This window comes from Pseudomonas sp. GW823-FHT04A03, assembly GCF_058796615.1.
The window spans coordinates 188,474-211,891 of the sequence record NZ_JBXAIV010000010.1 but is presented as its reverse complement, the minus strand read 5'-3'; the positions used below and the strand labels follow the sequence as shown (position 1 = coordinate 211,891).

20 protein-coding genes are annotated in these 23,418 nt (G+C 60.2%); 14 read left to right on the top strand and 6 right to left on the bottom strand.

Translation table 11 applies throughout. From position 1 onward, the window contains the following. Positions 1-423: 423 nt before the first annotated feature. Complete coding sequence (locus AC1Q9F_RS22875) at positions 424-1,158, bottom strand: phosphoadenylyl-sulfate reductase (RefSeq protein WP_492620878.1); 735 nt, start codon at positions 1,156-1,158, stop codon at positions 424-426. Positions 1,159-1,321: 163 nt separating this feature from the next. Here AC1Q9F_RS22875 and thrH point away from each other — a divergent pair, with 163 nt between their 5' ends. Beyond that, the gene (gene thrH / locus AC1Q9F_RS22870) at positions 1,322-1,939 is read left to right on the top strand and encodes a bifunctional phosphoserine phosphatase/homoserine phosphotransferase ThrH (protein ID WP_011333236.1); all 618 of its coding nucleotides are present in this window, start codon (positions 1,322-1,324) and stop codon (positions 1,937-1,939) included. Between the two features lie 154 nt (positions 1,940-2,093). On the opposite strand, the gene pabB is transcribed toward thrH, so the two are convergent. From pabB to rloA, 4 genes are all read right to left on the bottom strand, one after another. Beyond that, positions 2,094-3,437: an aminodeoxychorismate synthase component I gene (gene pabB, locus AC1Q9F_RS22865; protein WP_492620877.1), complete on the bottom strand. Its 1,344-nt coding sequence runs from the start codon at positions 3,435-3,437 to the stop codon at positions 2,094-2,096. Positions 3,438-3,545: 108 nt separating this feature from the next. Beyond that, positions 3,546-4,532, bottom strand: coding sequence for an alpha-L-glutamate ligase-like protein (locus tag AC1Q9F_RS22860; protein WP_007951965.1), 987 nt, complete (start codon positions 4,530-4,532; stop codon positions 3,546-3,548). Further along, positions 4,532-6,067: an osmotic stress tolerance membrane protein RloB gene (gene rloB / locus AC1Q9F_RS22855; RefSeq protein WP_007951967.1), complete on the bottom strand. Its 1,536-nt coding sequence runs from the start codon at positions 6,065-6,067 to the stop codon at positions 4,532-4,534. Before rloB ends, AC1Q9F_RS22860 begins: the two co-directional genes overlap by 1 nt. Before the next feature lie 5 nt (positions 6,068-6,072). After that, on the bottom strand, positions 6,073-6,609 hold the full coding sequence (gene rloA, locus AC1Q9F_RS22850) for a retropepsin-like aspartic peptidase RloA (protein ID WP_011333239.1): 537 nt from the start codon (positions 6,607-6,609) through the stop codon (positions 6,073-6,075). A gap of 300 nt (positions 6,610-6,909) precedes the next feature. Between rloA and AC1Q9F_RS22845 the strand changes: the two genes are divergently transcribed. From AC1Q9F_RS22845 to prpD, 6 genes are all read left to right on the top strand, one after another. Beyond that, the gene (locus tag AC1Q9F_RS22845; protein ID WP_492620881.1) at positions 6,910-7,632 is read left to right on the top strand and encodes a GntR family transcriptional regulator; all 723 of its coding nucleotides are present in this window, start codon (positions 6,910-6,912) and stop codon (positions 7,630-7,632) included. Then, positions 7,629-8,519 (top strand): methylisocitrate lyase, encoded by an 891-nt coding sequence (gene prpB / locus AC1Q9F_RS22840; protein ID WP_007951973.1) that lies wholly within the window; start codon positions 7,629-7,631, stop codon positions 8,517-8,519. The genes AC1Q9F_RS22845 and prpB overlap by 4 nt, the downstream gene beginning before the upstream one ends. Positions 8,520-8,562: 43 nt before the next feature. Beyond that, positions 8,563-9,690: a bifunctional 2-methylcitrate synthase/citrate synthase gene (gene prpC / locus AC1Q9F_RS22835; RefSeq protein ID WP_492620876.1), complete on the top strand. Its 1,128-nt coding sequence runs from the start codon at positions 8,563-8,565 to the stop codon at positions 9,688-9,690. A 202-nt stretch (positions 9,691-9,892) separates the two neighbouring features. Then, positions 9,893-12,487: a Fe/S-dependent 2-methylisocitrate dehydratase AcnD gene (gene acnD / locus AC1Q9F_RS22830; RefSeq protein WP_207985515.1), complete on the top strand. Its 2,595-nt coding sequence runs from the start codon at positions 9,893-9,895 to the stop codon at positions 12,485-12,487. Between the two features lie 54 nt (positions 12,488-12,541). Continuing rightward, positions 12,542-13,732: a 2-methylaconitate cis-trans isomerase PrpF gene (gene prpF, locus AC1Q9F_RS22825; RefSeq protein WP_207985516.1), complete on the top strand. Its 1,191-nt coding sequence runs from the start codon at positions 12,542-12,544 to the stop codon at positions 13,730-13,732. Positions 13,733-13,849: 117 nt separating this feature from the next. Continuing rightward, a complete protein-coding gene (gene prpD, locus AC1Q9F_RS22820; RefSeq protein ID WP_492620875.1) occupies positions 13,850-15,334 on the top strand; it encodes a 2-methylcitrate dehydratase in 1,485 nt (494 codons plus the stop codon). Here prpD and ppsR read toward each other — a convergent pair. Continuing rightward, entirely contained in the window at positions 15,327-16,145 is an 819-nt protein-coding gene (gene ppsR / locus AC1Q9F_RS22815; protein ID WP_007951980.1) for a posphoenolpyruvate synthetase regulatory kinase/phosphorylase PpsR, read from the bottom strand. The genes prpD and ppsR overlap by 8 nt on opposite strands. Positions 16,146-16,319: 174 nt before the next feature. On the opposite strand from ppsR, the gene ppsA reads away from it, so the two are divergent. From ppsA to sigX, 7 genes are all read left to right on the top strand, one after another. Continuing rightward, positions 16,320-18,695: a phosphoenolpyruvate synthase gene (gene ppsA, locus AC1Q9F_RS22810; RefSeq protein WP_085609043.1), complete on the top strand. Its 2,376-nt coding sequence runs from the start codon at positions 16,320-16,322 to the stop codon at positions 18,693-18,695. 98 nt (positions 18,696-18,793) lie between these two features. Then, a complete protein-coding gene (locus AC1Q9F_RS22805; RefSeq protein ID WP_007951983.1) occupies positions 18,794-19,783 on the top strand; it encodes an alpha/beta fold hydrolase in 990 nt (329 codons plus the stop codon). A gap of 226 nt (positions 19,784-20,009) precedes the next feature. Next, entirely contained in the window at positions 20,010-20,501 is a 492-nt protein-coding gene (gene rraA / locus AC1Q9F_RS22800) for a ribonuclease E activity regulator RraA (protein ID WP_007951984.1), read from the top strand. A 24-nt stretch (positions 20,502-20,525) separates the two neighbouring features. Further along, positions 20,526-21,521 (top strand): zinc transporter ZntB, encoded by a 996-nt coding sequence (locus AC1Q9F_RS22795; RefSeq protein WP_492620874.1) that lies wholly within the window; start codon positions 20,526-20,528, stop codon positions 21,519-21,521. A gap of 63 nt (positions 21,522-21,584) precedes the next feature. Beyond that, positions 21,585-21,833 (top strand): hypothetical protein, encoded by a 249-nt coding sequence (locus AC1Q9F_RS22790; protein ID WP_007951986.1) that lies wholly within the window; start codon positions 21,585-21,587, stop codon positions 21,831-21,833. A 2-nt stretch (positions 21,834-21,835) separates the two neighbouring features. Then, positions 21,836-22,660, top strand: a complete 825-nt coding sequence (locus tag AC1Q9F_RS22785; RefSeq protein ID WP_007951987.1) for a mechanosensitive ion channel family protein — start codon at positions 21,836-21,838, stop codon at positions 22,658-22,660. Between the two features lie 90 nt (positions 22,661-22,750). Continuing rightward, on the top strand, positions 22,751-23,341 hold the full coding sequence (gene sigX / locus AC1Q9F_RS22780; RefSeq protein WP_011333251.1) for an RNA polymerase sigma factor SigX: 591 nt from the start codon (positions 22,751-22,753) through the stop codon (positions 23,339-23,341). The last annotated feature ends 77 nt before the right edge of the window (positions 23,342-23,418 follow it).

Sequence of the window (23,418 nt, the reverse complement as noted above, 5' to 3'; positions counted from 1 at the left end):
AAAACATCACTGGTTACGGGGCATCTGCAGCCTGTACGGGATAGGGCGCTTCAGGCTTGCGGATCGAAAGTGTGGGTTCATGTTTCGCAGTTTTGTATACAAAACATGTATGCACTTAAGCCAAATCTGTGCCAGCCGGCGATCTATGAAAATTACAGCTGATTTCGAAAAGTTATTGATGAGTGCCAAGTCGTTGAAATACGGGCGATATAAATTGACCGTTCGAACAGGTATTTATTTTTCGGGAAGGATTTTGGCGGGTGCCGGGAGGGAGTGTTTTTGGAGCTTGATGTAACTTTTCAGGGCGCAGAAACGAAAAGTGCACACATAAATGGCACCGATGGTGACATTCGTGTGTACACATTTTTCAAGGCGGGTAGCGAACACTGTGGGAGCTGACTTGCTCCCACGGTGCATCAGGGGTTATGCCTTGCTGATGATATTCCCGGCATGCAACCCGCATTCTTTCTGGGTCGCTTCTTCCCACCACCAGCGACCTTCGCGCTCGTGCTGGTTCGGCAGGACAGGGCGGGTGCACGGTTCGCAGCCGATGCTGATGAAACCGCGCTCGTGCAGGCTGTTGTACGGCAGCTCCAGCATGCGGATGTAGCCCCAGATTTCCTCGCTGGTCATCTGCGCCAGCGGGTTGAACTTGTACAGGGTGCGCTCCGGAATGGAGAACGCTGTATCGATTTCCATCACCGCCACGGCGCTGCGGGTGCCAGGGCTCTGGTCGCGGCGCTGGCCGGTGGCCCAGGCTTTGACGCCGGACAGTTTACGGCGCAGCGGTTCGATCTTGCGGATCCCGCAGCATTCACCATGGCCGTCCTTGTAGAAACTGAACAGGCCTTTTTCCTTCACGAACGGTTCAAGTTTCGTGTAGTCCGGCGAGACCAGTTCGATGTCGATCTTGTAGTGCTCGCGCACCTGATCGATGAAGCGGTAGGTTTCCGGATGCAGGCGGCCGGTGTCGAGACTGAACACCTTGACGTTCTTGTTCAGCTTCCAGGCCATGTCCACCAGCACCACATCCTCGGCACCGCTGAAAGATATCCACAGGTCATCGCCGAACTCGGCGAACGCGAGTTTGAGGATGTCCTGCGCGGATTTGTTGGCATAGGTCGTGGCGAGTTCCACGACGTCGAACGTTGGGCTCATCAGGGCGGCTTCCTACAGGTCGGTGGCGCTGGGCGCTCTATATGGCGGCGATGTTAACAAAAAGCAACGCCCGCCGGGGCGGCCTCTGCGTTGCGCGCTCCAGGTCGAGCCGCTAGAGTTCGGGCTCGCTCGACTCAATAAACATTACAAACGGGAGTGTCTTGTGGAAATCGCCTGTCTTGATCTTGAAGGGGTGCTGGTGCCGGAAATCTGGATCGCCTTCGCCGAAAAAACCGGAATCGAATCGCTCAAGGCCACCACCCGGGACATTCCCGACTACGACGTGCTGATGAAACAGCGCCTGCGCATTCTCGACGAGCATGGCCTGAAGCTTTCGGACATTCAGGAAGTGATCGCCACCCTCAAGCCGCTGGACGGCGCGGTGGAGTTCGTCAACTGGCTGCGCGAGCGGTTTCAGGTGGTGATTCTGTCGGACACGTTCTACGAGTTTTCCCAGCCGCTGATGCGTCAGCTGGGCTTTCCGACCTTGCTTTGCCATCGACTGATTACCGATGACAGCGGGCGGGTGACCAGCTACCAGTTGCGTCAGAAAGATCCGAAACGTCAGTCGGTTCTGGCCTTCAAGAGCCTGTATTACCGGGTGATTGCGGCGGGGGATTCCTACAACGACACCAGCATGCTGGGCGAGGCGGATGCGGGGATTCTGTTCCACGCGCCGGATAACGTGATTCGCGAGTTTCCGCAGTTTCCGGCGGTGCATACGTTTGCAGAGTTGAAGCAGGAGTTTCTCAAGGCTTCGAATCGCGACCTGTCCCTGTAATCACATTCCTTGATCGTTCCCATGCTCCGCGTGGGAATGCCGCTATGGACGCTCCGCGTCCACTGTGACGCGGAGCGTCACGGGATGCATTCCCACGCAGAGCGTGGGAACGATCAACTTTGTGGCGAGGGCGCAAGCTCCCTCGCCACAAATGTCATAGGTTCTGCAGGGTTTCGAGCAAAACTCTGACCTTGGTAATCGACTCCTGATACTCCGCCTGCCAGTCCGAATCAGCCACGATCCCGCCACCGCCCCAGCAGCACACCTGCCCATCCTTCACCAACAGACTGCGAATGGCGATGGAACTGTCCATCTCTCCGCGCACGTCCAGATACAGCAACGAACCGCAATACAAACCACGTCGGGTCGGCTCCAATTCGTCGATGATCTGCATCGCACGAATCTTCGGTGCGCCGGTGATCGAGCCGCCGGGGAAGCTGCCGGCGATCAGGTCCAGGGCGTCGCGATCTTCCGCCAGTTCACCGGTCACGCTGCTCACCAGGTGATGCACGTTCGGATAACTTTCCAGGCTGAACAGCTCCGGCACCCGCACCGAGCCTATTCGGCAAGTGCGGCCGAGATCGTTGCGCAGCAGGTCGACGATCATCAGGTTTTCCGCGCGATCCTTGGGGCTGGCCAGCAGTTCGGCGGCGTTGGCGGCGTCTTCGGCCGGGGTCGCGCCACGGGGGCGGGTGCCCTTGATCGGGCGGGTTTCCACCTGACGCTGGCTGACTTTGACGAAACGCTCGGGGGACAGGCTCAGTACTGCGTTGCCGTCGGGCAGGCTCTGGAAACCGGAAAACGGCGTCGGGCAGGCCTCACGCAATTTGCAGTAGGCCAGCCATGGATCGCCCTGGCACGGCGCGCGGAAACGCTGGGCGAAATTGACCTGATAGCAGTCGCCGGCCTGGATGTAATGCTGGATGCGTTCGAACGCCTGACGGTACTCGTCGGCTGAAAGATCTGCCGCCATCGGGCTGTTCAGCTTGAACGGGGTCAGTTCGGTGCCCACCGGTTGGCTGAATAGGTCGATCAGCCGTTGTTTCTCGCTGGCGCTGACCGAGGGGTGGAACACCAGTTGGCTGGTGGCCGATTGGTGATCGCTGATCAAGGCCCAGTCGTACAGACCAAAACGCGCATCGGGCAATTGCAGATCATCCCGGGCCTGACTTGGCAGGTTTTCCAGATGCCGACCGAAGTCGTAGCTCAGGTAGCCGATCAGGCCGCCGGCGAAGGGCAATTCGTACCCGTCGGGCAATTGCGCGTCACCCAAGCGGGTCAGATTATCCCGCAGACGTTGCAGGAAATCGTCGCCGCGCTCGTCCGGCAACACCGCCAGCTGTTCCAGCGGCCAGGCGCTGAACAGGTCATAACGGCCACGGTCGGCACTCGGCCGGCCACTGTCGAGCAGCACGGCGCCGGGCGCATGGCGGACGGCCGCGAAATAGTCGGCGGAGTTGGCGCGGTAGGGTAGCGGGTGTACGGAACAGGTCAACATGGGCGGGGCAGATCGGCCATCGAGGCGGGGTGGGGATTGTAGTCCCCTCCGGGAATTGCTCCTAGAGGGGATGTCGGGGATTGGCAGATTGGCGGCAGGAAGTGCGACTCAGCCCTCGACCGCCGGAATATGCCCAAACAACTCCTGAGCAAACGCCACCCGCTCTTCAACCGACTCCGTCACGCCACGCGCCTTGAGCTCTTCCAGATGCGCTTCCACCGCATGGGTACGCAACGTCAGCCCGCAATCATTGGCAATCTGGATATTCAACCCCGGCCGCGCATTCAGTTCCAGAATCAGCGGACCTTTCTCCTGATCCAGCACCATGTCCACGCCGATGTAACCCAAACCACACAGCTCATAACAACCGGCGGCGAGCTTCATGAAACCGTCCCAGTAGGGCAGTTGCACGCCGTCCACCGCATTGGTGGTGTCCGGGTGTTTGGTGATGATGTTGTTCAGCCAGGTGCCGCGCAGGGTCAGGCCGGTGGCCAGGTCGACACCGACGCCGATGGCGCCCTGGTGCAGGTTGGCCTTGCCCCCGGATTGACGGGTCGGCAGACGCAGCATCGCCATCACCGGGTAACCCATCAGCACGATGATGCGGATGTCCGGCACGCCTTCGTAGCTGATGCTCTTGAAAATCTGGTCCGGCGTGACGCGATATTCGATCAGCGCCCGATCACGGTGGCCGCCCAGCGAATACAGGCCGGTGAGGATGCTGGAGATATGATGCTCCAGCTCTTCGTGGGCAATGATCTTGCCCGACACCGTGCGATAGCGGCCCTCGAAACGGTCGGCGACCACGATGATGCCGTCACCGCCGGCGCCCTGGGCCGGCTTGATCACGAAGTCGTTGCGCCCGCCGATAATCTCGCCGAGCTTGTCGATTTCCTTCTCCGTGGAAATCACGCCATACAGTTCCGGCACGTGAATGCCGGCCTTGATCGCGCGTTCCTTGGTGATGATCTTGTCATCGACGATCGGGTACAGGCTGCGCTTGTTGTACTTGAGCACGTAGTCCGCGTTGCGCCGATTGATGCCCATGATGCCCCGGGCTTCCAGGGCCTTCCAGGTCTTCCAGAAACCGAACATCAGGCGTCAGCCTTCTTCAGGAAAGCCTTGAAACGCACCAGCTCGGTCAGGCGATAACCGCGATAGCGACCCATGGCCAGCATGAAGCCCACCAGGATCAGCAGGATCGCCGGGAAGGTGAACACGAAGTACACCAGCTCCGGAACGGTCATGATCAGGTGCGCCAGGGACGCCGCGAACAGCGTGCCGATCGCCACTTTCATGGCATGGCTGGCGCCGCGTTCTTCCCAGGTGATCGACAGGCGTTCGATGGTCATGGTCAGAATCACCATCGGGAACAGCGCCACCGACAGGCCACGCTCCAGGCCGAGTTTGTGACTGAACAGGCTGATCGCCGCAATCAGCACCACCACGAAGGTCAGCACCACCGACAGGCGCGGCAGCATTTGCAGCTTCAGGTGTTCCAGGTACGAGCGCAGCGATAACCCGAGCGCGGTTATCACGGTAAACAGCAGGATGCCGAAGCCCAGTTGTGTCTCGCGGAAGGCCAGGGCGATCAGCACCGGCGTGAACGTGCCCAGGGTCTGCAGGCCGATCAGGTTGCGCAGGATCAGGATCACCAGCACGCCGATCGGGATCATCACCATGATCATGAACGTCTGCTGGGTTTGCAGCGGCAGGCCGTACAGCGAGTATTCGAGGAAGTTGGCGTCGGTGTTTTCGTCGGTCAGCTTGGCCAGACGAATCGCGTTCATCTCGCTGTTGTTCAGGCTGAAGGTCACGTTCGCTTTCTTGCCGCCGTCGACGGTGATCAGGTTTTCATCACCGCTCCACCACAGCAGGCGGTCGGTCGGCAGGCCTTGCTCACCGGTTTCCGGGTTGAAGTACAGCCAGTCGGTGCCATTGAAGCTGCGCAGCCACAGTTCCGGGGTTTGCGGCTGATCGGCGACGAGGCGGATGGTATGGACTTTTTCCACCGGCACGTGGGCGATGGACAGCAGCAGTTCGACGATTTTCGCCTTGTGCGGCGTCGACGGATCGCCGGCCAGCAGCAGTTTCACGTTGTCGTCGTTGACGTTGTTGACGCGTTTGATCGCCTCGCCAATGAAGGTTTCGACGTCGGCCGAGTGCTGGCGGATCGGGGCGAGCAGGGCTTCGGCGGCGATCTTCTCCGGGCCTTCGATGGCCATGCTGTCGCGGAAGGTCGGGCCTTTGATCTTGGTTTTTTCGGCGGTGTAACGCTTGGTCAGCACCAGACGGTAATAAAGGGTCTGGTTGCCCTTGGCCCGGCGCGCCGACCAGGTGACCTTGCGGTTGCCGTCGACACGGTTGACCGCCACGCCGTAGTTGTTGGAGATAAAGCTTTCATTGAGGCTGACGTAGTCGCGGCTCAGGGGCGGCACGAACATCTGGATCTTCACCGGATCCTTGGTGCTGGCGACGAACTCGACCTTGGCGTCGATGTTCCACAGGTCGTCGGTGGCGTCTTCGGTCACCGGAATGCCGAGCACGAAAATCTGATAGGCCGTAACCGAAACGCCCAGCAACACCAGGATGGTGATCAGGACTTTCAGGTGGAAGGTTAGAGAACGCATGGAAATTACTCGGCGGTATGAGCGGCGATGGCGCAGGCGGGTTTGCCGGCAGCGTATTTAAGACTGGGATCGACCAGCGCATCGAAGCGTTTCAGCGCCTCGGAGCCGATCAAAAGCGGGTATTGGAACGCACTACGGTCGGTCAGGTTCACTTCGATGCTGCGCATTGCCGAACCCATGCAGATGTCCAGCTCGATCACCGGGCGGGCGGTGTACTTCTTGCCCTCTTCCGGATCGTAGTCGCCGGCGCGGCGCTTGATCTTGCTGACCCGGGCCAGCGGGCGTTCGATCGGGTGCGAATGCGCGGCGTCGATGGCCAGGTAGAAACGTACCCAGGACTCGCCGTTGCGTTTGAAACGTTTGATATCGCGGGCGCTCAGGGAGGCGGTTTTCGCCCCGGTGTCGAGTTTCGCCGCCACTTCCAGGTTGATCCCGTCGAGGGCAGCGTATTCGTTGAGGCCGTACACGGTCTTTTCCCCCGCCGCAGCGAGGCCGGGCAGGCAAAACAGTGCAAAGAATGTGGGGAAGGGCTTGAGTCTCATAAATCCTGGCGAGCAGCGTTCCGTTCTCGGTTCAGGGCCATGGCATCAGGAAATCCTGTCTGCCCATGCGCCTTCGTGTGCCTATCAGCTTTTTATGACAAGCCGTGCAAATGACTCGCAAATGCGGGCGGCATTCTAGCACGGTGGTTTTATGGCGCCAGCGCCGGGGGCGGTCTATAACCCTTGGGGCTGATACCAAGGCTTATTAGACGATTGTCGACAATCCTTATTTATCCTTTGACTGATGCGGGCTGATTCGCTAGTTTTTGCCGCATTGGATTTGAAGGTGTCGACAATATGCTGGATCAATTCGATCCCCCGGTGATCAACGGTGATGATTCCGAGACGCTCTCGGAAAACGTCTTCCGACGCATCCAGGCGGCCATCGTCAAAGGCGAGATCGCCCCGGGCAGCAAGATCTCCGAGCCGGAACTGGCGCGCACCTACGGCATCAGCCGCGGTCCGCTGCGCGAGGCGATCCATCGGCTGGAAGGCCAGCGACTGCTGGTGCGCGTACCGCACGTCGGTGCTCGGGTGGTGTCGCTGAGCCACGCCGAATTGCTAGAACTCTACGAAATCCGTGAATCCCTCGAAGGGATGGCCTGCCGTCTGGCGGCCGAACGCATGAGCGTCGAAGAAATCGACGAACTGCGCCGGGTGCTGGAAACCCACGAACGCGATGCAGCGTTTCAGGCCGGTGTCGGCTACTACCAGCAGGAAGGCGATTTCGACTTTCACTACCGGATCATCCAGGGCAGCGGCAACCGCACCCTCACGCAAATGCTCTGCGGCGAGCTCTATCAGCTGGTGCGCATGTACCGCATTCAGTTTTCCACCACGCCCAATCGCCCGCGCCAGGCCTTTGCCGAACACCACCGGATTCTCGATGCCATCGCCGACCGTGACGGCGAGCTCGCGGAATTGTTGATGCGCCGTCACATCGGCGCCTCGAAACGCAACATCGCCCGTCACTACCAGGACGGCGCCGACAATAAGACAGCCACTGAACGAGGTGAGTCATGAGTTCCAACAAGAGCACTCCAGGCCAGCGTTTCCGCGATGCGGTCGCCAGCGAACATCCGCTGCAAGTGGTCGGCGCGATCAACGCCAACCACGCGCTGCTGGCCAAGCGCGCCGGTTTCAAGGCGATCTACCTGTCGGGTGGCGGGGTGGCTGCCGGCTCCCTCGGCGTGCCGGACTTGGGCATCACCGGCCTGGATGACGTGCTGACCGACGTGCGCCGCATCACCGACGTCTGCGACCTGCCGCTGCTGGTGGACGTGGACACCGGTTTCGGCGCCTCGGCGTTCAACGTGGCCCGCACCGTCAAGTCGATGATCAAGTTCGGCGCGGCGGCAATTCACATTGAAGACCAGGTTGGCGCCAAGCGCTGCGGCCACCGTCCGAACAAAGAGATCGTGACCCAGCAGGAAATGGTCGACCGCATCAAGGCCGCCGTCGATGCCCGCACCGACGACAGCTTCGTGATCATGGCCCGCACCGACGCGCTGGCCGTTGAAGGCCTGGAATCGGCACTGGATCGCGCCGCCGCGTGCATCGAGGCCGGCGCCGACATGATCTTCCCGGAAGCCATCACGGAACTTGAGATGTACAAGCTGTTCGCCAGCCGTGTGAAAGCGCCGATTCTGGCCAACATCACCGAATTCGGCTCGACGCCGCTGTACACCACCGAGCAACTGGCCGGCGCCGACGTGTCGCTGGTGCTGTATCCGCTGTCGGCGTTCCGTGCGATGAACAAGGCTGCGGAAAACGTCTACACCGCGATCCGCCGCGACGGCACTCAGCAGAATGTCATCGACACCATGCAGACTCGCATGGAGCTCTACGATCGCATCGATTACCACACCTTCGAGCAGAAGCTCGACGCGTTGTTTGCGGCGAAGAAGTAAGCCGCAACCGTACTCCCTAATAAATTCAAGATTGGAGACAACAATGGCCGAAGCAAAAGTACTCAGTGGCGCCGGACTCCGGGGCCAGGTCGCCGGGCAAACCGCACTGTCCACCGTGGGCCAGGCCGGTGCCGGGCTGACCTATCGCGGCTACGACGTGCGCGAACTGGCGGCAGACGCTCAATTTGAAGAAGTGGCGTACCTGCTGCTCTACGGAGAGCTGCCGAGCAAGGCACAGCTCGCCGACTATCAAGGCAAGCTGAGCAAGCTGCGCGACCTGCCACAAGCGCTGAAAGAAGTGCTGGAACGCATCCCCGCCGACGCCCACCCGATGGACGTGATGCGCACCGGTTGCTCGTTCCTGGGCAACATCGAGCCGGAGAAAGATTTCTCCGAGCAACGCGACAAGACCGACCGCCTGCTGGCCGCGTTCCCGGCGATCATGTGCTACTGGTATCGCTTCAGTCACGACGGCAAACGCATCAATTGCGTGACTGACGAGCAGTCCATCGGCGGCCACTTCCTGCACCTGCTGCACGACAAGAAGCCGAGCGAACTGCACGTCAAAGTGATGAACGTGTCGCTGATCCTCTACGCCGAGCACGAATTCAACGCCTCGACCTTCACCGCCCGCGTATGCGCTTCGACCCTGTCCGATCTGTATTCCTGCGTCACGGCGGCCATCGGCTCGCTGCGCGGCCCGCTGCACGGTGGCGCCAACGAAGCGGCGATGGAAATGATCGAGCGCTTCTCGTCGCCGGAAGAGGCGATCAAGGGCACCCTCGGCATGCTCGAACGCAAGGACAAGATCATGGGCTTCGGCCACGCGATCTATAAGGACAGCGATCCGCGCAACGAGGTGATCAAGGGCTGGTCGAAAAAACTTGCCGACGAAGTGGGCGACAAGGTGTTGTTCGCGGTTTCGGAAGCCATCGACAAGACCATGTGGGAGCAAAAGAAACTGTTCCCCAACGCCGACTTCTACCATGCCTCGGCGTACCACTTCATGGGCATCCCGACCAAGCTGTTCACCCCGATCTTCGTCTGCTCGCGCCTGACCGGCTGGGCGGCGCACGTGTTCGAACAGCGGGCCAACAACCGCATCATCCGTCCAAGCGCCGAGTACACCGGCGTCGAACAGCGCAAGTTCGTGCCAATCGAACGTCGCTGAATGGTGGGCTGCCTCGGAGCTTGAGAACACCGATAAACCCTGTGGGAGCGAGCTTGCTCGCGATTGCGGTACATCAGTCGACATCAGTGTTGAATGTCAGTCCGCTTTCGCGAGCAAGCTCGCTCCCACAAGGGGCTGTGTGAATCTTGAGACCCGTGCCAGGCCCCACCTTTTTGTTATCACCGTGACCGAGTCCTGACCGATGAACACAGAATTTCGCAAGAACCTGCCCGGCACGCCGCTGGACTTTTTCGACGTCCGCGCGGCTGTCGATGCGATCCAGCCGGGCAGCTACGACACCCTGCCGTACACCTCTCGCGTGCTGGCGGAAAACCTCGTGCGTCGCTGCGACCCGGCCACGCTCACCGATTCCCTGAAACAACTGATCGAGCGCAAGCGCGACCTCGACTTCCCGTGGTTCCCGGCTCGCGTGGTGTGCCACGACATTCTCGGCCAGACCGCGCTGGTGGATCTGGCCGGCCTGCGCGACGCGATTGCCCAGCAGGGCGGCGACCCGGCGCAGGTCAACCCGGTGGTGCCGACGCAACTGATCGTCGACCACTCGCTGGCGGTGGAGGCGGGCGGTTTTGATGCCCAGGCGTTCGAGAAGAACCGCGCCATCGAAGACCGTCGCAACGAAGACCGCTTCCACTTCATCAACTGGACCAAAAAGGCGTTCAAGAACGTCGACGTGATCCCGCCGGGCAACGGCATCATGCACCAGATCAACCTGGAGAAAATGTCTCCGGTGATCCAGGTGCGCGACGGCGTGGCATTCCCGGATACCTGCGTCGGCACCGACAGCCACACCCCGCACGTCGATGCGCTGGGCGTGATCGCCATCGGTGTCGGTGGGCTTGAAGCCGAGAGCGTGATGCTCGGCCGCGCGTCGTGGATGCGTCTGCCGGAAAGCGTCGGCGTCGAACTGACCGGCAAGCTGCAACCGGGCATCACCGCCACCGACATGGTGCTGGCGCTGACAGAATACCTGCGCAAGCAGAAAGTGGTCGGCGCGTGGCTGGAGTTCTTCGGCGAAGGTGCTTCGGCACTGACCCTCGGCGACCGCGCAACCATCTCCAACATGGCCCCCGAATACGGCGCCACGGCGGCAATGTTCTACATCGACCAGCAGACCATCGACTACCTGAAACTGACCGGTCGCGAAGACCAGCAAGTGCAGCTCGTCGAGCAGTACGCCAAGCAGATCGGTCTGTGGGCTGACAGCCTGAAAGGCGCGCAGTACGAGCGCGGCCTGACCTTCGATCTGTCTTCGGTGGTGCGCAACATGGCTGGCCCGAGCAACCCGCACGCCCGTGTGGCGGTGTCGGATCTGGCGGCCAAAGGCATCGCCGGCCAGTGGGAAGACGTGCCGGGGCAAATGCCCGACGGCGCGGTGATCATCGCTGCCATCACCAGCTGCACCAACACCAGCAACCCGCGCAACGTGATCGCCGCCGGCCTGCTGGCGCGCAACGCCAACAAGCTCGGGCTGACCCGCAAGCCGTGGGTCAAGTCGTCGCTGGCGCCGGGCTCGAAAACCGTGGCGCTGTACCTCGATGAAGCGGGGCTGACCACGGAGCTGGAGCAACTCGGTTTCGGCGTCGTCGCCTTCGCCTGCACCACCTGCAACGGCATGTCCGGCGCGCTGGATCCGGTGATCCAGCAAGAAATCATCGACCGCGATCTGTACGCGACTGCTGTGCTGTCCGGCAACCGCAACTTCGACGGCCGGATTCACCCGTACGCCAAGCAGGCGTTCCTCGCTTCGCCGCCGTTGGTGGTGGCCTACGCAATTGCCGGCACCATCCGCTTCGATATCGAGAAAGATGTGCTGGGCGTGGTCGACGGCAAGGAAATCCGCCTGAAAGACATCTGGCCAAGCGACGAGGAAATCGACGCCGTAGTGAAATCCTCAGTCAAGCCCGAGCAGTTCCGTCAGGTCTACATTCCGATGTTCGCCATCCATGAAGACACCGGCCCGAAAGTCACTCCGCTGTACGACTGGCGCGAAATGAGCACCTACATCCGCCGTCCGCCGTACTGGGAAGGCGCGCTGGCCGGGGCGCGTCCGCTCAAGGGCATGCGCCCGCTGGCGGTACTGCCGGACAACATCACCACCGATCACCTGTCGCCATCCAACGCGATCATGCTCGACAGTGCCGCCGGTGAGTACCTGGCGAAAATGGGCCTGCCAGAAGAGGACTTCAACTCTTACGCGACCCACCGTGGTGACCACCTGACCGCGCAGCGCGCGACGTTTGCCAACCCGAAACTGTTCAACGAAATGGTCGTGGAAAACGGCAAGGTCAAGCAGGGGTCGCTGGCGCGTGTGGAGCCGGAAGGCCAAGTGATGCGCATGTGGGAAGCCATCGAAACCTACATGGAACGCAAGCAGCCGCTGATCATCATCGCCGGCGCCGACTACGGTCAGGGTTCGTCCCGCGACTGGGCGGCCAAAGGCGTGCGTCTGGCGGGTGTGGAGGCGATTGCCGCCGAAGGTTTCGAGCGCATTCACCGCACCAACCTGGTGGGCATGGGCGTGTTGCCGCTGGAGTTCAAACCGGGCACCGACCGCAAGACCCTGGGCATCGACGGCAGCGAAACCTACGACGTGATCGGCGAGCGCACGCCGCGTGCCGACCTGACACTCGTAATTCATCGCAAGAACGGCGAACGCGTCGACGTGCCGGTGACCTGCCGCCTCGACACCGCTGAAGAGGTGTCGATCTACGAGGCTGGCGGCGTTTTGCAGCGCTTCGCTCAGGATTTCCTCGAAGAGTCGGCGGTTGCCGTTTAAATCAATCGATGTAGGCATGGGACTTCAAGTCCCATGCCTTCGTTAAGGAGCACCATGGCTCACGCACCGCAAATAAAAATCCCCGCCACCTACATGCGTGGCGGCACCAGCAAAGGCGTGTTTTTCAGCCTCAAGGATCTGCCCGAAGCCGCGCAGATTCCCGGCCCGACCCGTGACGCGCTATTGCTGCGGGTGATCGGCAGCCCCGACCCGTACGACAAGCAGATCGACGGCATGGGCGGCGCCACGTCCAGCACCAGCAAAACCGTGATCCTGTCGAAGAGCATCAAGGCCGATCACGACGTCGATTACCTGTTCGGTCAGGTGTCCATCGACAAGCCATTCGTGGACTGGAGCGGCAACTGCGGCAACCTGTCGGCGGCGGTCGGTTCGTTCGCCATCAGCAACGGTCTGGTGGACGCCAGCCGCATTCCGCACAACGGCGTGGCGGTGGTTCGCGTGTGGCAGGCCAACATCGGTAAAACGATCATTGCCCACGTGCCGATCACCAACGGCGAAGTCCAGGAAACCGGTGATTTCGAACTCGACGGCGTGACCTTCCCGGCCGCCGAAGTCCAGGTCGAATTCATGGACCCGGCGGCGGAAGAAGAGGGCGGCGGTGGCTCGATGTTCCCCACCGGCAACCTGATCGACGAGCTGGAAGTCCCGGGCGTCGGCACGTTCAAGGCGACCATGATCAACGCGGGTATCCCGACGATCTTCGTCAATGCCGAAGACATCGGTTACACCGGCACCGAACTGCAGAGCGCGATCAACAGCGATCCGAAAGCGTTGCAGATGTTCGAGACCATTCGTGCTTATGGCGCGCTGCGCATGGGGCTGATTTCCAGTCTGGATGAAGCGGCCAAGCGTCAGCACACGCCGAAGGTTGCGTTTGTTGCCAAACCTGCGGATTACGTCGCGTCCAGTGGCAAAGCCATTGGCGCCGGTGATGTGGATTTGCTGGTGCGGGCGTTGTCGATGGGCAAGTTGCACCACGCGATGATGGGGACGGCGGCTGTGGCGATTGGCACTGCAGCAGCTATCTCCGGCACTTTGGTCAACCTCGCGGCCGGTGGCGTTGAACGCAACGCCGTGCGCTTCGGGCATCCGTCCGGAACCCTGCGCGTGGGGGCTGAGGCCAGCCTGGAAAGCGGTGAGTGGATCGTGAAGAAGGCGATCATGAGCCGTAGTGCGCGCGTCCTGATGGAAGGTTACGTCCGCGTTCCTGGAGATTCGTTCTAATGAACAACCGGTGAGAGCGAACCCGTTCGCTCTCACCGCCATGCGCATTTCAATAAGAAGAAAATTAGCCCTGAACCGAGGTCCCATCAACGAACCACTTTCAAGAGTGAATCGAACATGAGCGCCAACGTCGACCTGAACAACCGTCCCGACTACGACCGTGTCCTGCAGGACATCGCCGACTACGTCCTCACCTGCAAGATCGAATCCACCGAAGCCCTCGACACCGCCCGCAACTGCCTGATGGACACATTAGGCTGCGGCCTGCTGGCTCTGCGTTTCCCCGAGTGCACCAAGCACCTTGGCCCAATCGTCGAAGGCACCGTCGTGCCGTTCGGTGCCCGGGTGCCGGGCACCTCCTATAGGCTCGATCCGGTAAAAGCCGCGTGGGACATCGGCTGCATCGTGCGCTGGCTCGATTACAACGACACCTGGCTCGCCGCCGAATGGGGGCATCCGTCGGACAACCTCGGCGGGATTCTTGCGGTGGCCGATCACCTGTCGCAAAAGCGTCTGGCCAATGGTGAAGCGCCGCTGACGGTGCGCGATGTACTCGAAGCCATGATCATGGCCCACGAAATACAGGGCGTTATCGCGCTGGAAAACTCGTTCAATCGCGTAGGACTCGACCACGTCATTCTGGTGAAAGTGGCCTCGACTGCCGTCACCGCCAAACTGATGGGCGCCAACCGTGAGCAGCTGTTATCAGCGTTGTCCCATGCGTTCGCCGACGGTCAGGCGTTGCGCACGTACCGTCATGCGCCGAACGCCGGTTCGCGCAAATCCTGGGCGGCAGGGGATGCATCGAGTCGGGGCGTGCGGCTGGCGGATATCGCGATGCGCGGCGAAATGGGGATTCCCGGCGTCTTGAGTGCCAAACAATGGGGCTTTTACGACGTATTGTTCAGCCACACCAACAACGATCTGGCGCTCAAGCCCGAAGATAAACGTGCGTTCAGCTTTTCGCGGCCGTTCGGCAGTTATGTGATGGAAAACGTGCTGTTCAAGATCAGCTTCCCGGCAGAATTCCACGCGCAAACTGCCTGCGAAGCCGCCGTGACCCTGCATCCGCAGGTGCGCAATCGTCTGCACGAGATCGACCGGATCGTCATCACCACCCACGAATCGGCGATCCGCATCATTTCCAAGGTCGGGCCGCTGGCCAACGCCGCGGACCGCGATCACTGCCTCCAGTACATGACCGCTGTGCCGCTGGCGTTCGGCAATCTGGTGGCCGAGCAGTACGAGGATGATTTCCACAAGGCCCATCCGGTCATCGATGTGCTGCGCGAGAAAATGGTCATCGTCGAGGATCCGCGCTTCACCCGCGAATACCTGGAGGCCGACAAACGCTCGATTGCCAACGCGGTGCAGGTTTTTTTCAAGGACGGTTCGAGTACGGAAAACGTGGTGGTGGAGTACCCGATCGGGCATCGCCGGCGCCGGGCCGAGGGCATTCCATTGCTGGAGGACAAGTTCAGGGCAAATCTGGCCACCCGGTTCACCGGGCAGCGCAGCGGGGAGATTCTGGCGCTGTGCAAAGATCAGGCGCGGCTTGAAGCCACGCCAGTGAACCGGTTTATGGATTTATTGGTTATTTGAAGCGCCGCTCCACGCCTTTTTCCACGAGGATCTTCGCGGAAATTTCTTCAACGGAGAAATGCGTGGAGTTGATGTTCGGGATGTTCTCGCGGCGGAACAGGTTTTCCACCTCGCGCACTTCGAACTCGCACTGGGCGTAGCTCGAATAACGGCTGTTGGGTTTGCGCTCGTTGCGGATCGCGGTGAGGCGATCCGGGTCGATGGTCAGGCCGAACAGCTTGTGCTGGTGGGCGCGCAGGGCGGCCGGCAGTTGCAGGCGTTCCATGTCGTCTTCGGTCAGCGGGTAGTTGGCCGCGCGGATGCCGAACTGCATCGCCATGTACAGGCACGTCGGCGTCTTACCACAACGCGACACGCCCACTAGTATCAGATCGGCCTTGTCGTAATAGTGGGTGCGGGCGCCGTCGTCGTTGTCGAGGGCGAAGTTCACCGCCTCGATCCGCTCCATGTAATTGGAGTTGTGACCGATGGAGTGGGACTTGCCGACGGTGTAGGAAGAATGCTCGGTCAGTTCCTGCTCGAGCGGGGCGAGGAACGTCGAGAAAATGTCGATCATGAAACCATTGGAGGTTGCGAGAATCTCACGAATGTCCTGATTGACGATGGTGTCGAAGATGATCGGCCGGAAACCGTCGGTTTCAGCGGCTTTGTTGATTTGTTGTACCATGGCCCGCGCTTTTTCAACGCTGTCGATGTACGGGCGCGTGAATTTGCTGAAGGTAATGTTTTCGAACTGCGCCAGAAGGCTTTGACCCAGGGTTTCGGCGGTGATGCCGGTGCCATCGGAGATAAAGAAAGCAGATCGTTTCATTTGCACCTTGGGCCTTAAGCTAGTGACGAATCTTGGATATGATAGGCGCGATTTGCCGGCCGCCATTGGCCCGCATTCTCACTTATTTTCCAGGTCCAGGCCATACAGCCGGCCAACGCTCCCCCGAGCCGCCGGTTTCTGAGCTTTTCCAACACAGTTAGTGGAGAGATCACCTTGGTAGAGTACGTAGTTTCCCTCGATAAGCTCGGCAAACACGATGTTGAGCATGTGGGGGGCAAGAACGCATCCCTGGGCGAGATGATCAGTAACCTGGCCGGTGCCGGTGTTTCGGTCCCCGGCGGCTTCGCCACCACGGCGCAAGCCTATCGCGACTTCCTGGAACTGAGCGGTCTGAACGATCAGATCCACAAGGCCCTCGATGCGCTGGACGTCGATGACGTCAATGCCCTGGCCAAGACCGGCGCCCAGATCCGCCAATGGATCATGGAAGCCGAATTCCCTGAGAAACTGAACACCGAGATCCGCACCGCGTTCGCCGCGCTGTCGGCCGGTAACCCTGACGTGGCCGTGGCCGTGCGTTCCTCCGCCACCGCCGAAGACTTGCCGGACGCTTCGTTCGCCGGTCAGCAGGAAACCTTCCTGAACATCCGTGGCGTGGAAAACGTCATCCGCGCGGCCAAGGAAGTGTTCGCTTCCCTGTTCAACGACCGTGCCATTTCCTACCGCGTCCACCAGGGCTTCGACCACAAGCTGGTCGCCCTGTCCGCTGGTGTGCAGCGCATGGTGCGTTCGGAAACCGGCACCGCCGGCGTGATGTTCACCCTCGATACCGAATCCGGCTTCCGTGACGTGGTGTTCATCACCGGCGCCTACGGCCTGGGCGAAACCGTCGTACAAGGCGCGGTGAACCCGGACGAATTCTATGTCCACAAGGGCACGCTGGCAGCCGGTCGTCCGGCGATCCTGCGTCGCAACCTGGGCAGCAAGGCCATCAAGATGATCTACGGCGACGAGGCCAAGGCCGGTCGTTCCGTGAAAACCGTTGATGTCGACAAGGCCGAGCGCGCGCGTTTCTGCCTGACCGACGCTGAAGTCAGCGAGCTGGCCAAGCAGGCGATGATCATCGAGAAGCACTATGGCTGCCCGATGGACATCGAGTGGGCCAAGGACGGTGACGACGGCAAGCTGTACATCGTGCAAGCCCGTCCGGAAACCGTGAAGAGCCGCACCCAGGCCAACGTCATGGAACGTTACCTGCTGAAAGAAACCGGCACCGTGCTGGTGGAAGGTCGCGCCATTGGCCAGCGCATCGGCGCCGGCAAGGTGCGGATCATCAAGGACGTCTCCGAGATGGACAAGGTCCAGCCGGGCGACGTGCTGGTTTCCGACATGACCGACCCGGACTGGGAACCGGTCATGAAGCGCGCCAGCGCCATCGTCACCAACCGTGGCGGCCGTACCTGCCACGCGGCGATCATCGCCCGTGAGCTGGGTATTCCTGCTGTTGTGGGTTGCGGCAACGCCACCCAACTGCTGAAGGATGGCCAGGGCGTGACCGTGTCGTGCGCCGAAGGCGACACCGGTTACATCTTCGAAGGCGAACTGGGCTTCGACATCAAGAAGAACTCCGTGGACGCCATGCCGGAGCTGCCGTTCAAGATCATGATGAACGTCGGCAACCCGGATCGCGCCTTCGACTTCGCGCAGCTGCCGAACGCCGGTGTGGGCCTGGCCCGTCTGGAATTCATCATCAACCGCATGATCGGTGTGCACCCGAAAGCGCTGTTGAACTACGACGGCCTGCCGCAGGACATCAAGGAAAGCGTCGACAAGCGCATCGCCGGTTACGACGATCCGGTCGGCTTCTATGTCGAGAAACTGGTTGAAGGCATCAGCACCCTGGCCGCTGCGTTCGCACCGAAGAAGGTCATCGTGCGTCTGTCGGACTTCAAGTCCAACGAATACGCCAACCTGATCGGCGGCAAACTCTACGAGCCGGAAGAAGAAAACCCGATGCTGGGCTTCCGTGGTGCTTCGCGTTACATCAGCGAATCGTTCCGTGACTGCTTCGAACTCGAGTGCCGTGCGCTGAAACGCGTGCGCAACGAGATGGGTCTGACCAACGTCGAAATCATGGTGCCGTTCGTCCGTACCCTTGGCGAAGCCAGCCAGGTTGTGGATCTGCTCGCCGAAAACGGCCTGGCCCGTGGCGACAACGGTCTGCGCGTGATCATGATGTGCGAACTGCCATCCAACGCGATCCTGGCTGAAGAATTCCTCGAATTCTTCGACGGTTTCTCGATCGGCTCCAATGACCTGACTCAGCTGACACTGGGGCTGGACCGTGACTCCGGGATCATTGCGCACCTGTTCGACGAGCGTAATCCGGCGGTCAAGAAGCTGTTGGCCAACGCGATTGCCGCGTGCAACAAGGCCGGCAAGTACATCGGCATCTGCGGTCAGGGCCCTTCGGACCACCCGGACCTGGCCAAGTGGCTGATGGAGCAGGGCATCGAAAGCGTGTCGCTGAACCCGGACACCGTGCTGGAAACCTGGTTCTTCCTTGCCGAAGGCCAGGCGGCGGAATAAGTCGTGAATGAAGCCTCGGCCCGTTGATTCGGGCCGGGGCTTTAAGATTGAAGTAGGGCGAGCTCTCCGGATGCCGCCCTTTTTTGTGCAAGAGCATTATGCAAAGCAGCAGCAACCTATTTCCTGTCGCCCTGATCAGCGCCGAACGACGCGGTGATCTGAGCGAAGACGTTTACCGTTTGAAACCGGGCAACAGCCCTGACTGGTCCGTGGAAATCGCGGTGACCCGTCTCGGCATGGCGGATGAGCCGGCGTCGCGCGGCGTGCCGGTGATCTTGCTGCACGGCAGTTTTTCCAACCGGCGCTTCTGGTTCTCGCCGAAGGGCCTGGGCCTGGGCGCGTATCTGACGCGACTGGGCTTCGATGTGTGGATCCCGGAAATGCGCGGCCACGGTTTGTCCCAGCGCAACGAGGATTACCGCCGCAACCGCGTCGCCGACTATGCCCGTTACGATCTGCCGGCCATCGCTGCGTTCGTCCGGGAGCAGAGCGGGCAGATTCCGCATTGGATCGGCCACTCGCTGGGTGGCATCACGTTGGCGGCCGCGCTGGGCGGCGAATACCTCGGCGAGCCTGCAGTGGCCTCGGCGGCATTTTTCGGTACCCAAGTCAGCCGCACATACTGGCCGCTGAAGATTCCGCCGGTGGAGTGGAGCGGGCGCTTCATTCTCAAGCGGTTTGCCCAGTTGTCCGGCTCGCGGCTCAAGCGCGGCCCCGAAGACGAACCGATCGGTCTGGCGCTGGAAAGCATGCGCTGGTACGGGCTGTTCGGCCGTTTCGGTGACAAGGACAAGGATTGGTGGGCGGGCCTTGCCGATGTGCAGGTGCCGGTGCTGGCGGTGAGTGCGGCGGGGGATCATCAGGATCCGGCCTGGGCGTGCCAGAAGCTGTTCGAACAGATCGGCTCCGAGCACAAGCAGTTCATCAACCTGGGCCGTGAGCAGGGTTTCAACGATCAGTTCGGGCATGTCGAGATGCTGGTCAGCAAGGCGGCGCAGGCTGAGGTCTGGCCGCTGGTGGCGCGTTGGCTGGCGGATCAGCACACGCCATTGCTTGGCGAGAAGCCGGATCTGGCTGCAGCGGTCTGAATGCGGCGCCCTGAAAAGGGCATTTCGTTCGAGTCGGCTTGCGGCTAAGATATGACGCATTGGACGGTTCTGGTCATATTTAGTGGCTGTTTCGCTATTACGTTTCAGCTTGTGTTCAGGTTCGTTCAGCGACCATTACATGGGCTAAGGTAAACAGCGACCGCCGGAACTCGTTTCAAAAGAGTGCGACATCCTTGATCGTCTTCCTTGTTACAGGAGTTATTCGATGAACCATTACCTTACGCCTGACCTGTGCGACGCCTATCCGGAGCTGGTTCAGGTGCTGGACCCGATGTTCAGCAATTTCGGCGGCCGTGATTCGTTCGGCGGCGAGATCGTGACCATCAAATGCTTCGAAGACAACTCGCTGGTCAAGGAGCAGGTCGAGCTCAAGGGTAATGGCAAGGTGCTGGTGGTTGATGGTGGCGGTTCCCTGCGTCGTGCGCTGCTGGGCGACATGCTCGCCGAGAAAGCCTCGAAAAACGGTTGGGAAGGGCTGGTCATCTACGGCTGCATCCGTGACGTCGACGTCATCGCCCAGACCGATCTTGGCGTGCAGGCGCTGGCCAGCCACCCGATGAAAACCGACAAGCGCGGTATCGGCGACCTCAATGTGCCGGTGACGTTTGCGGGTGTCACTTTCCATCCCGGCCAGTACATCTATGCGGACAACAATGGCGTGATCATCTCGCCAAGTCCGCTGAAAATGCCTGAATAAATCGCGGTAACCACAGGGGTGAGGATGTTCGAGGAAGAAAACGCGCAATGGGGGCTGGTGCATGCCCTGGTGCTGGACGGTAAAGGCGGTGCGCGTTCGATAGCCCGGACTGATCTCGACGATCTGCAACTGCAGGCTCATGAAAGCCTGTGGTTGCACTGGGATCGCAGTCACCCGCAGACCCAGACCTGGCTGCGCAAATCCAGTGGGCTCAACGAGTTCACGTGCGATCTGCTGCTGGAAGAAAACACCCGCCCACGCCTGTTGCCGCTGCCGGATTCCGAGCTGCTGCTGTTTTTGCGCGGGGTCAATCTCAACCCCGGTGCCGAGCCGGAAGACATGGTGTCGGTGCGGATTTTCGCTTCGGCCCAGCGGGTCATTTCCCTGCGTTTACGTCCATTGCGCGCCACCGACGAGTTGCTGGTGATGCTGGGCGAGGGCAAAGGGCCGAAAACCTCGTCCGAATTGATGCTTTATCTGGCGCAATTCCTCACCAACAAGGTGCAGGATCTGGTGACTTGCCTCTCCGAAGTGGTCGATGAAGAGGAAGAAAAACTGGATGCCGACGAACGGTATACCCCCGAGCACGGCGCCATTTTGCACATCCGTCGCCGGGCTGCCGGACTGAAGCGTTTTCTGGCACCACAGCGGGATATTTTCGGACAGTTGACGCGGATAAAACTGCCGTGGTTCGTCGATGACGATGCCGACTACTGGAACGAATTGAACAACAGCCTGACCCGTTATCTCGAAGAGCTCGAATTGACCCGAGAGCGCGTGGGGCTTGTGCTGGAGGCCGAAGACCGGCGCTTGAGCGTGCGCATGAACCGCACGATGTATCGCTTCGGGATCATCACCTGTATCTTTTTGCCGATGAGTTTTCTGACCGGTCTGCTGGGCATCAATGTCGGCGGCATTCCGTTCTCGAGCAGCCCTTATGGTTTCCTGATCGCCTGTCTGACGGTGCTCGCCCTGGCGTTCGGACAATGGTGGTTGTTCCGCCGATTGCGCTGGGTATGACGATGCGCCATGTGACCCGACCAAATTTGCCCGCGTCTTTCACAGACATCACGAGAGGTGCGTATGCACGATCCGTTTGAACAGTCTTTGCGCGACATGCTCAACGCCTCGCCGTCCAGTCGCGACGACGATGCCTGTCTGGGCCGCGTACTCAAAACCGCCAACCGCCAGGTTGGCGCCGGCGATCTGTTCAGCCTGCTGGGCCGCTGGCTGCCCGCGCTGATGATCGCCCTTAATAACGGCTCGGCCCATGTCGCGCCGGTCTCCCGTCTCCGTAAACCTACCGCTCGCACTGCTGATAAGGCTGATTGAATATGGAACTTGATCTCTGGACTCAGAGCCTCGTCACTGCAATGACTGCGTTGTGGACCAAAGTCGCTAACTTCATTCCGAATCTGTTCGGCGCACTGGTTGTGTTGCTGTTGGGTTTTGTCGTGGCCAAGCTGCTGGACACCTTGCTGTCCAAATTGCTGGCCAAACTGGGCCTCGATCGCCTGATGGGCGGCACCGGCCTGACCAAATTGATGTCCCGCGCGGGGCTGCAAGTGCCGATCTCGACCCTGATCGGCAAGATCGTCTATTGGTTCGTTCTGCTGATTTTCCTGGTTTCGGCAGCAGAATCCCTTGGACTTGAGCGAGTTTCGGCTACGCTTGACATGCTGGCGCTGTATTTGCCGAAAGTGTTCGGTGCTGCGCTGGTGTTGCTGGTAGGTGTCCTGCTCGCACAACTGGCCAATGGCCTGGTTCGCGGGGCGGCAGAAGGCGTAGGCCTGGACTACGCTTCAGGACTTGGGCGAATTGCCCAGGGTCTGGTGATCATCATCAGTATTTCGGTCGCGATCAGTCAGCTGGAGGTCAAGACCGACCTGCTGAACCATGTGATCGTCATCGTATTGATTACCGTTGGTCTGGCGGTTGCGCTGGCCATGGGTTTGGGAAGCCGGGAAATTGCCGGTCAGATTCTTGCGGGAATCTATGTGCGTGAGTTGTATCAGGTTGGGCAACAAGTGCGTATTGGCGAGGTCGAAGGCCAGATCGAAGAGATCGGCACGGTTAAGACCACATTGCTGACCGATGAGGGTGAGCTAGTCTCTCTCTCGAATCGGATCCTGCTGGAGCAGCATGTGAGTAGCCGCTAACCCGGCAAACCCTGCTAATGTATGCCGCCGCAAAATGCCAGCTGTCGCTGGCTGCGGTGGACATTGACCTGACTGTCGGCACGACTTGTTTTGAATAAAGCCCAAACGCTATCCACGCGCTACGACCCCCGCGAGCTCTCTGATGAGGAGTTGGTCGCGCGCTCGCATACCGAGCTTTTTCACGTGACGCGCGCGTATGAAGAATTGATGCGGCGTTACCAGCGGACATTATTTAACGTTTGTGCGCGATATCTTGGGAACGATCGCGACGCAGACGATGTCTGTCAGGAAGTGATGTTGAAGGTGCTGTACGGCCTGAAGAACTTCGAGGGGAAATCGAAGTTCAAGACATGGCTATATAGCATCACTTACAACGAATGCATCACGCAGTATCGGAAGGAACGGCGAAAGCGTCGCTTGATGGACGCACTGAGTCTTGACCCCCTCGAGGAAGCGTCCGAAGAAAAGGCGCCGAAACCCGAGGAGAAGGGTGGACTAGATCGCTGGCTGGTGTATGTGAACCCGATTGACCGGGAAATTCTGGTGCTACGATTTGTCGCAGAGCTGGAGTTCCAGGAGATCGCAGACATCATGCACATGGGTTTGAGTGCGACAAAAATGCGGTACAAACGCGCTCTTGATAAATTGCGTGAGAAATTTGCAGGCATTGCTGAAACTTAGTTCGGCGCAAATATCTCTTACGTGTAGGCAAGTTCTGATAGACTTGCCGCCGAGTTGTCCCCCGGTTTGCGGGACTG

Coding starts and splice junctions, on each gene's coding strand:
- AC1Q9F_RS22805 (WP_007951983.1), top strand. CDS start 18,794: ATGCAAAGCAGCAGCAACCTATTTCCTGTCGCCCTGATCAGCGCCGAA.
- prpF (WP_207985516.1), top strand. CDS start 12,542: ATGGCTCACGCACCGCAAATAAAAATCCCCGCCACCTACATGCGTGGC.
- ppsR (WP_007951980.1), bottom strand. CDS start 16,145: ATGAAACGATCTGCTTTCTTTATCTCCGATGGCACCGGCATCACCGCC.
- pabB (WP_492620877.1), bottom strand. CDS start 3,437: ATGTTGACCTGTTCCGTACACCCGCTACCCTACCGCGCCAACTCCGCC.
- prpB (WP_007951973.1), top strand. CDS start 7,629: ATGAGTTCCAACAAGAGCACTCCAGGCCAGCGTTTCCGCGATGCGGTC.
- rloB (WP_007951967.1), bottom strand. CDS start 6,067: ATGCGTTCTCTAACCTTCCACCTGAAAGTCCTGATCACCATCCTGGTG.
- prpC (WP_492620876.1), top strand. CDS start 8,563: ATGGCCGAAGCAAAAGTACTCAGTGGCGCCGGACTCCGGGGCCAGGTC.
- AC1Q9F_RS22790 (WP_007951986.1), top strand. CDS start 21,585: ATGCACGATCCGTTTGAACAGTCTTTGCGCGACATGCTCAACGCCTCG.
- acnD (WP_207985515.1), top strand. CDS start 9,893: ATGAACACAGAATTTCGCAAGAACCTGCCCGGCACGCCGCTGGACTTT.
- AC1Q9F_RS22785 (WP_007951987.1), top strand. CDS start 21,836: ATGGAACTTGATCTCTGGACTCAGAGCCTCGTCACTGCAATGACTGCG.
- AC1Q9F_RS22795 (WP_492620874.1), top strand. CDS start 20,526: ATGTTCGAGGAAGAAAACGCGCAATGGGGGCTGGTGCATGCCCTGGTG.
- prpD (WP_492620875.1), top strand. CDS start 13,850: ATGAGCGCCAACGTCGACCTGAACAACCGTCCCGACTACGACCGTGTC.
- AC1Q9F_RS22875 (WP_492620878.1), bottom strand. CDS start 1,158: ATGAGCCCAACGTTCGACGTCGTGGAACTCGCCACGACCTATGCCAAC.
- AC1Q9F_RS22860 (WP_007951965.1), bottom strand. CDS start 4,532: ATGTTCGGTTTCTGGAAGACCTGGAAGGCCCTGGAAGCCCGGGGCATC.
- rloA (WP_011333239.1), bottom strand. CDS start 6,609: ATGAGACTCAAGCCCTTCCCCACATTCTTTGCACTGTTTTGCCTGCCC.
- rraA (WP_007951984.1), top strand. CDS start 20,010: ATGAACCATTACCTTACGCCTGACCTGTGCGACGCCTATCCGGAGCTG.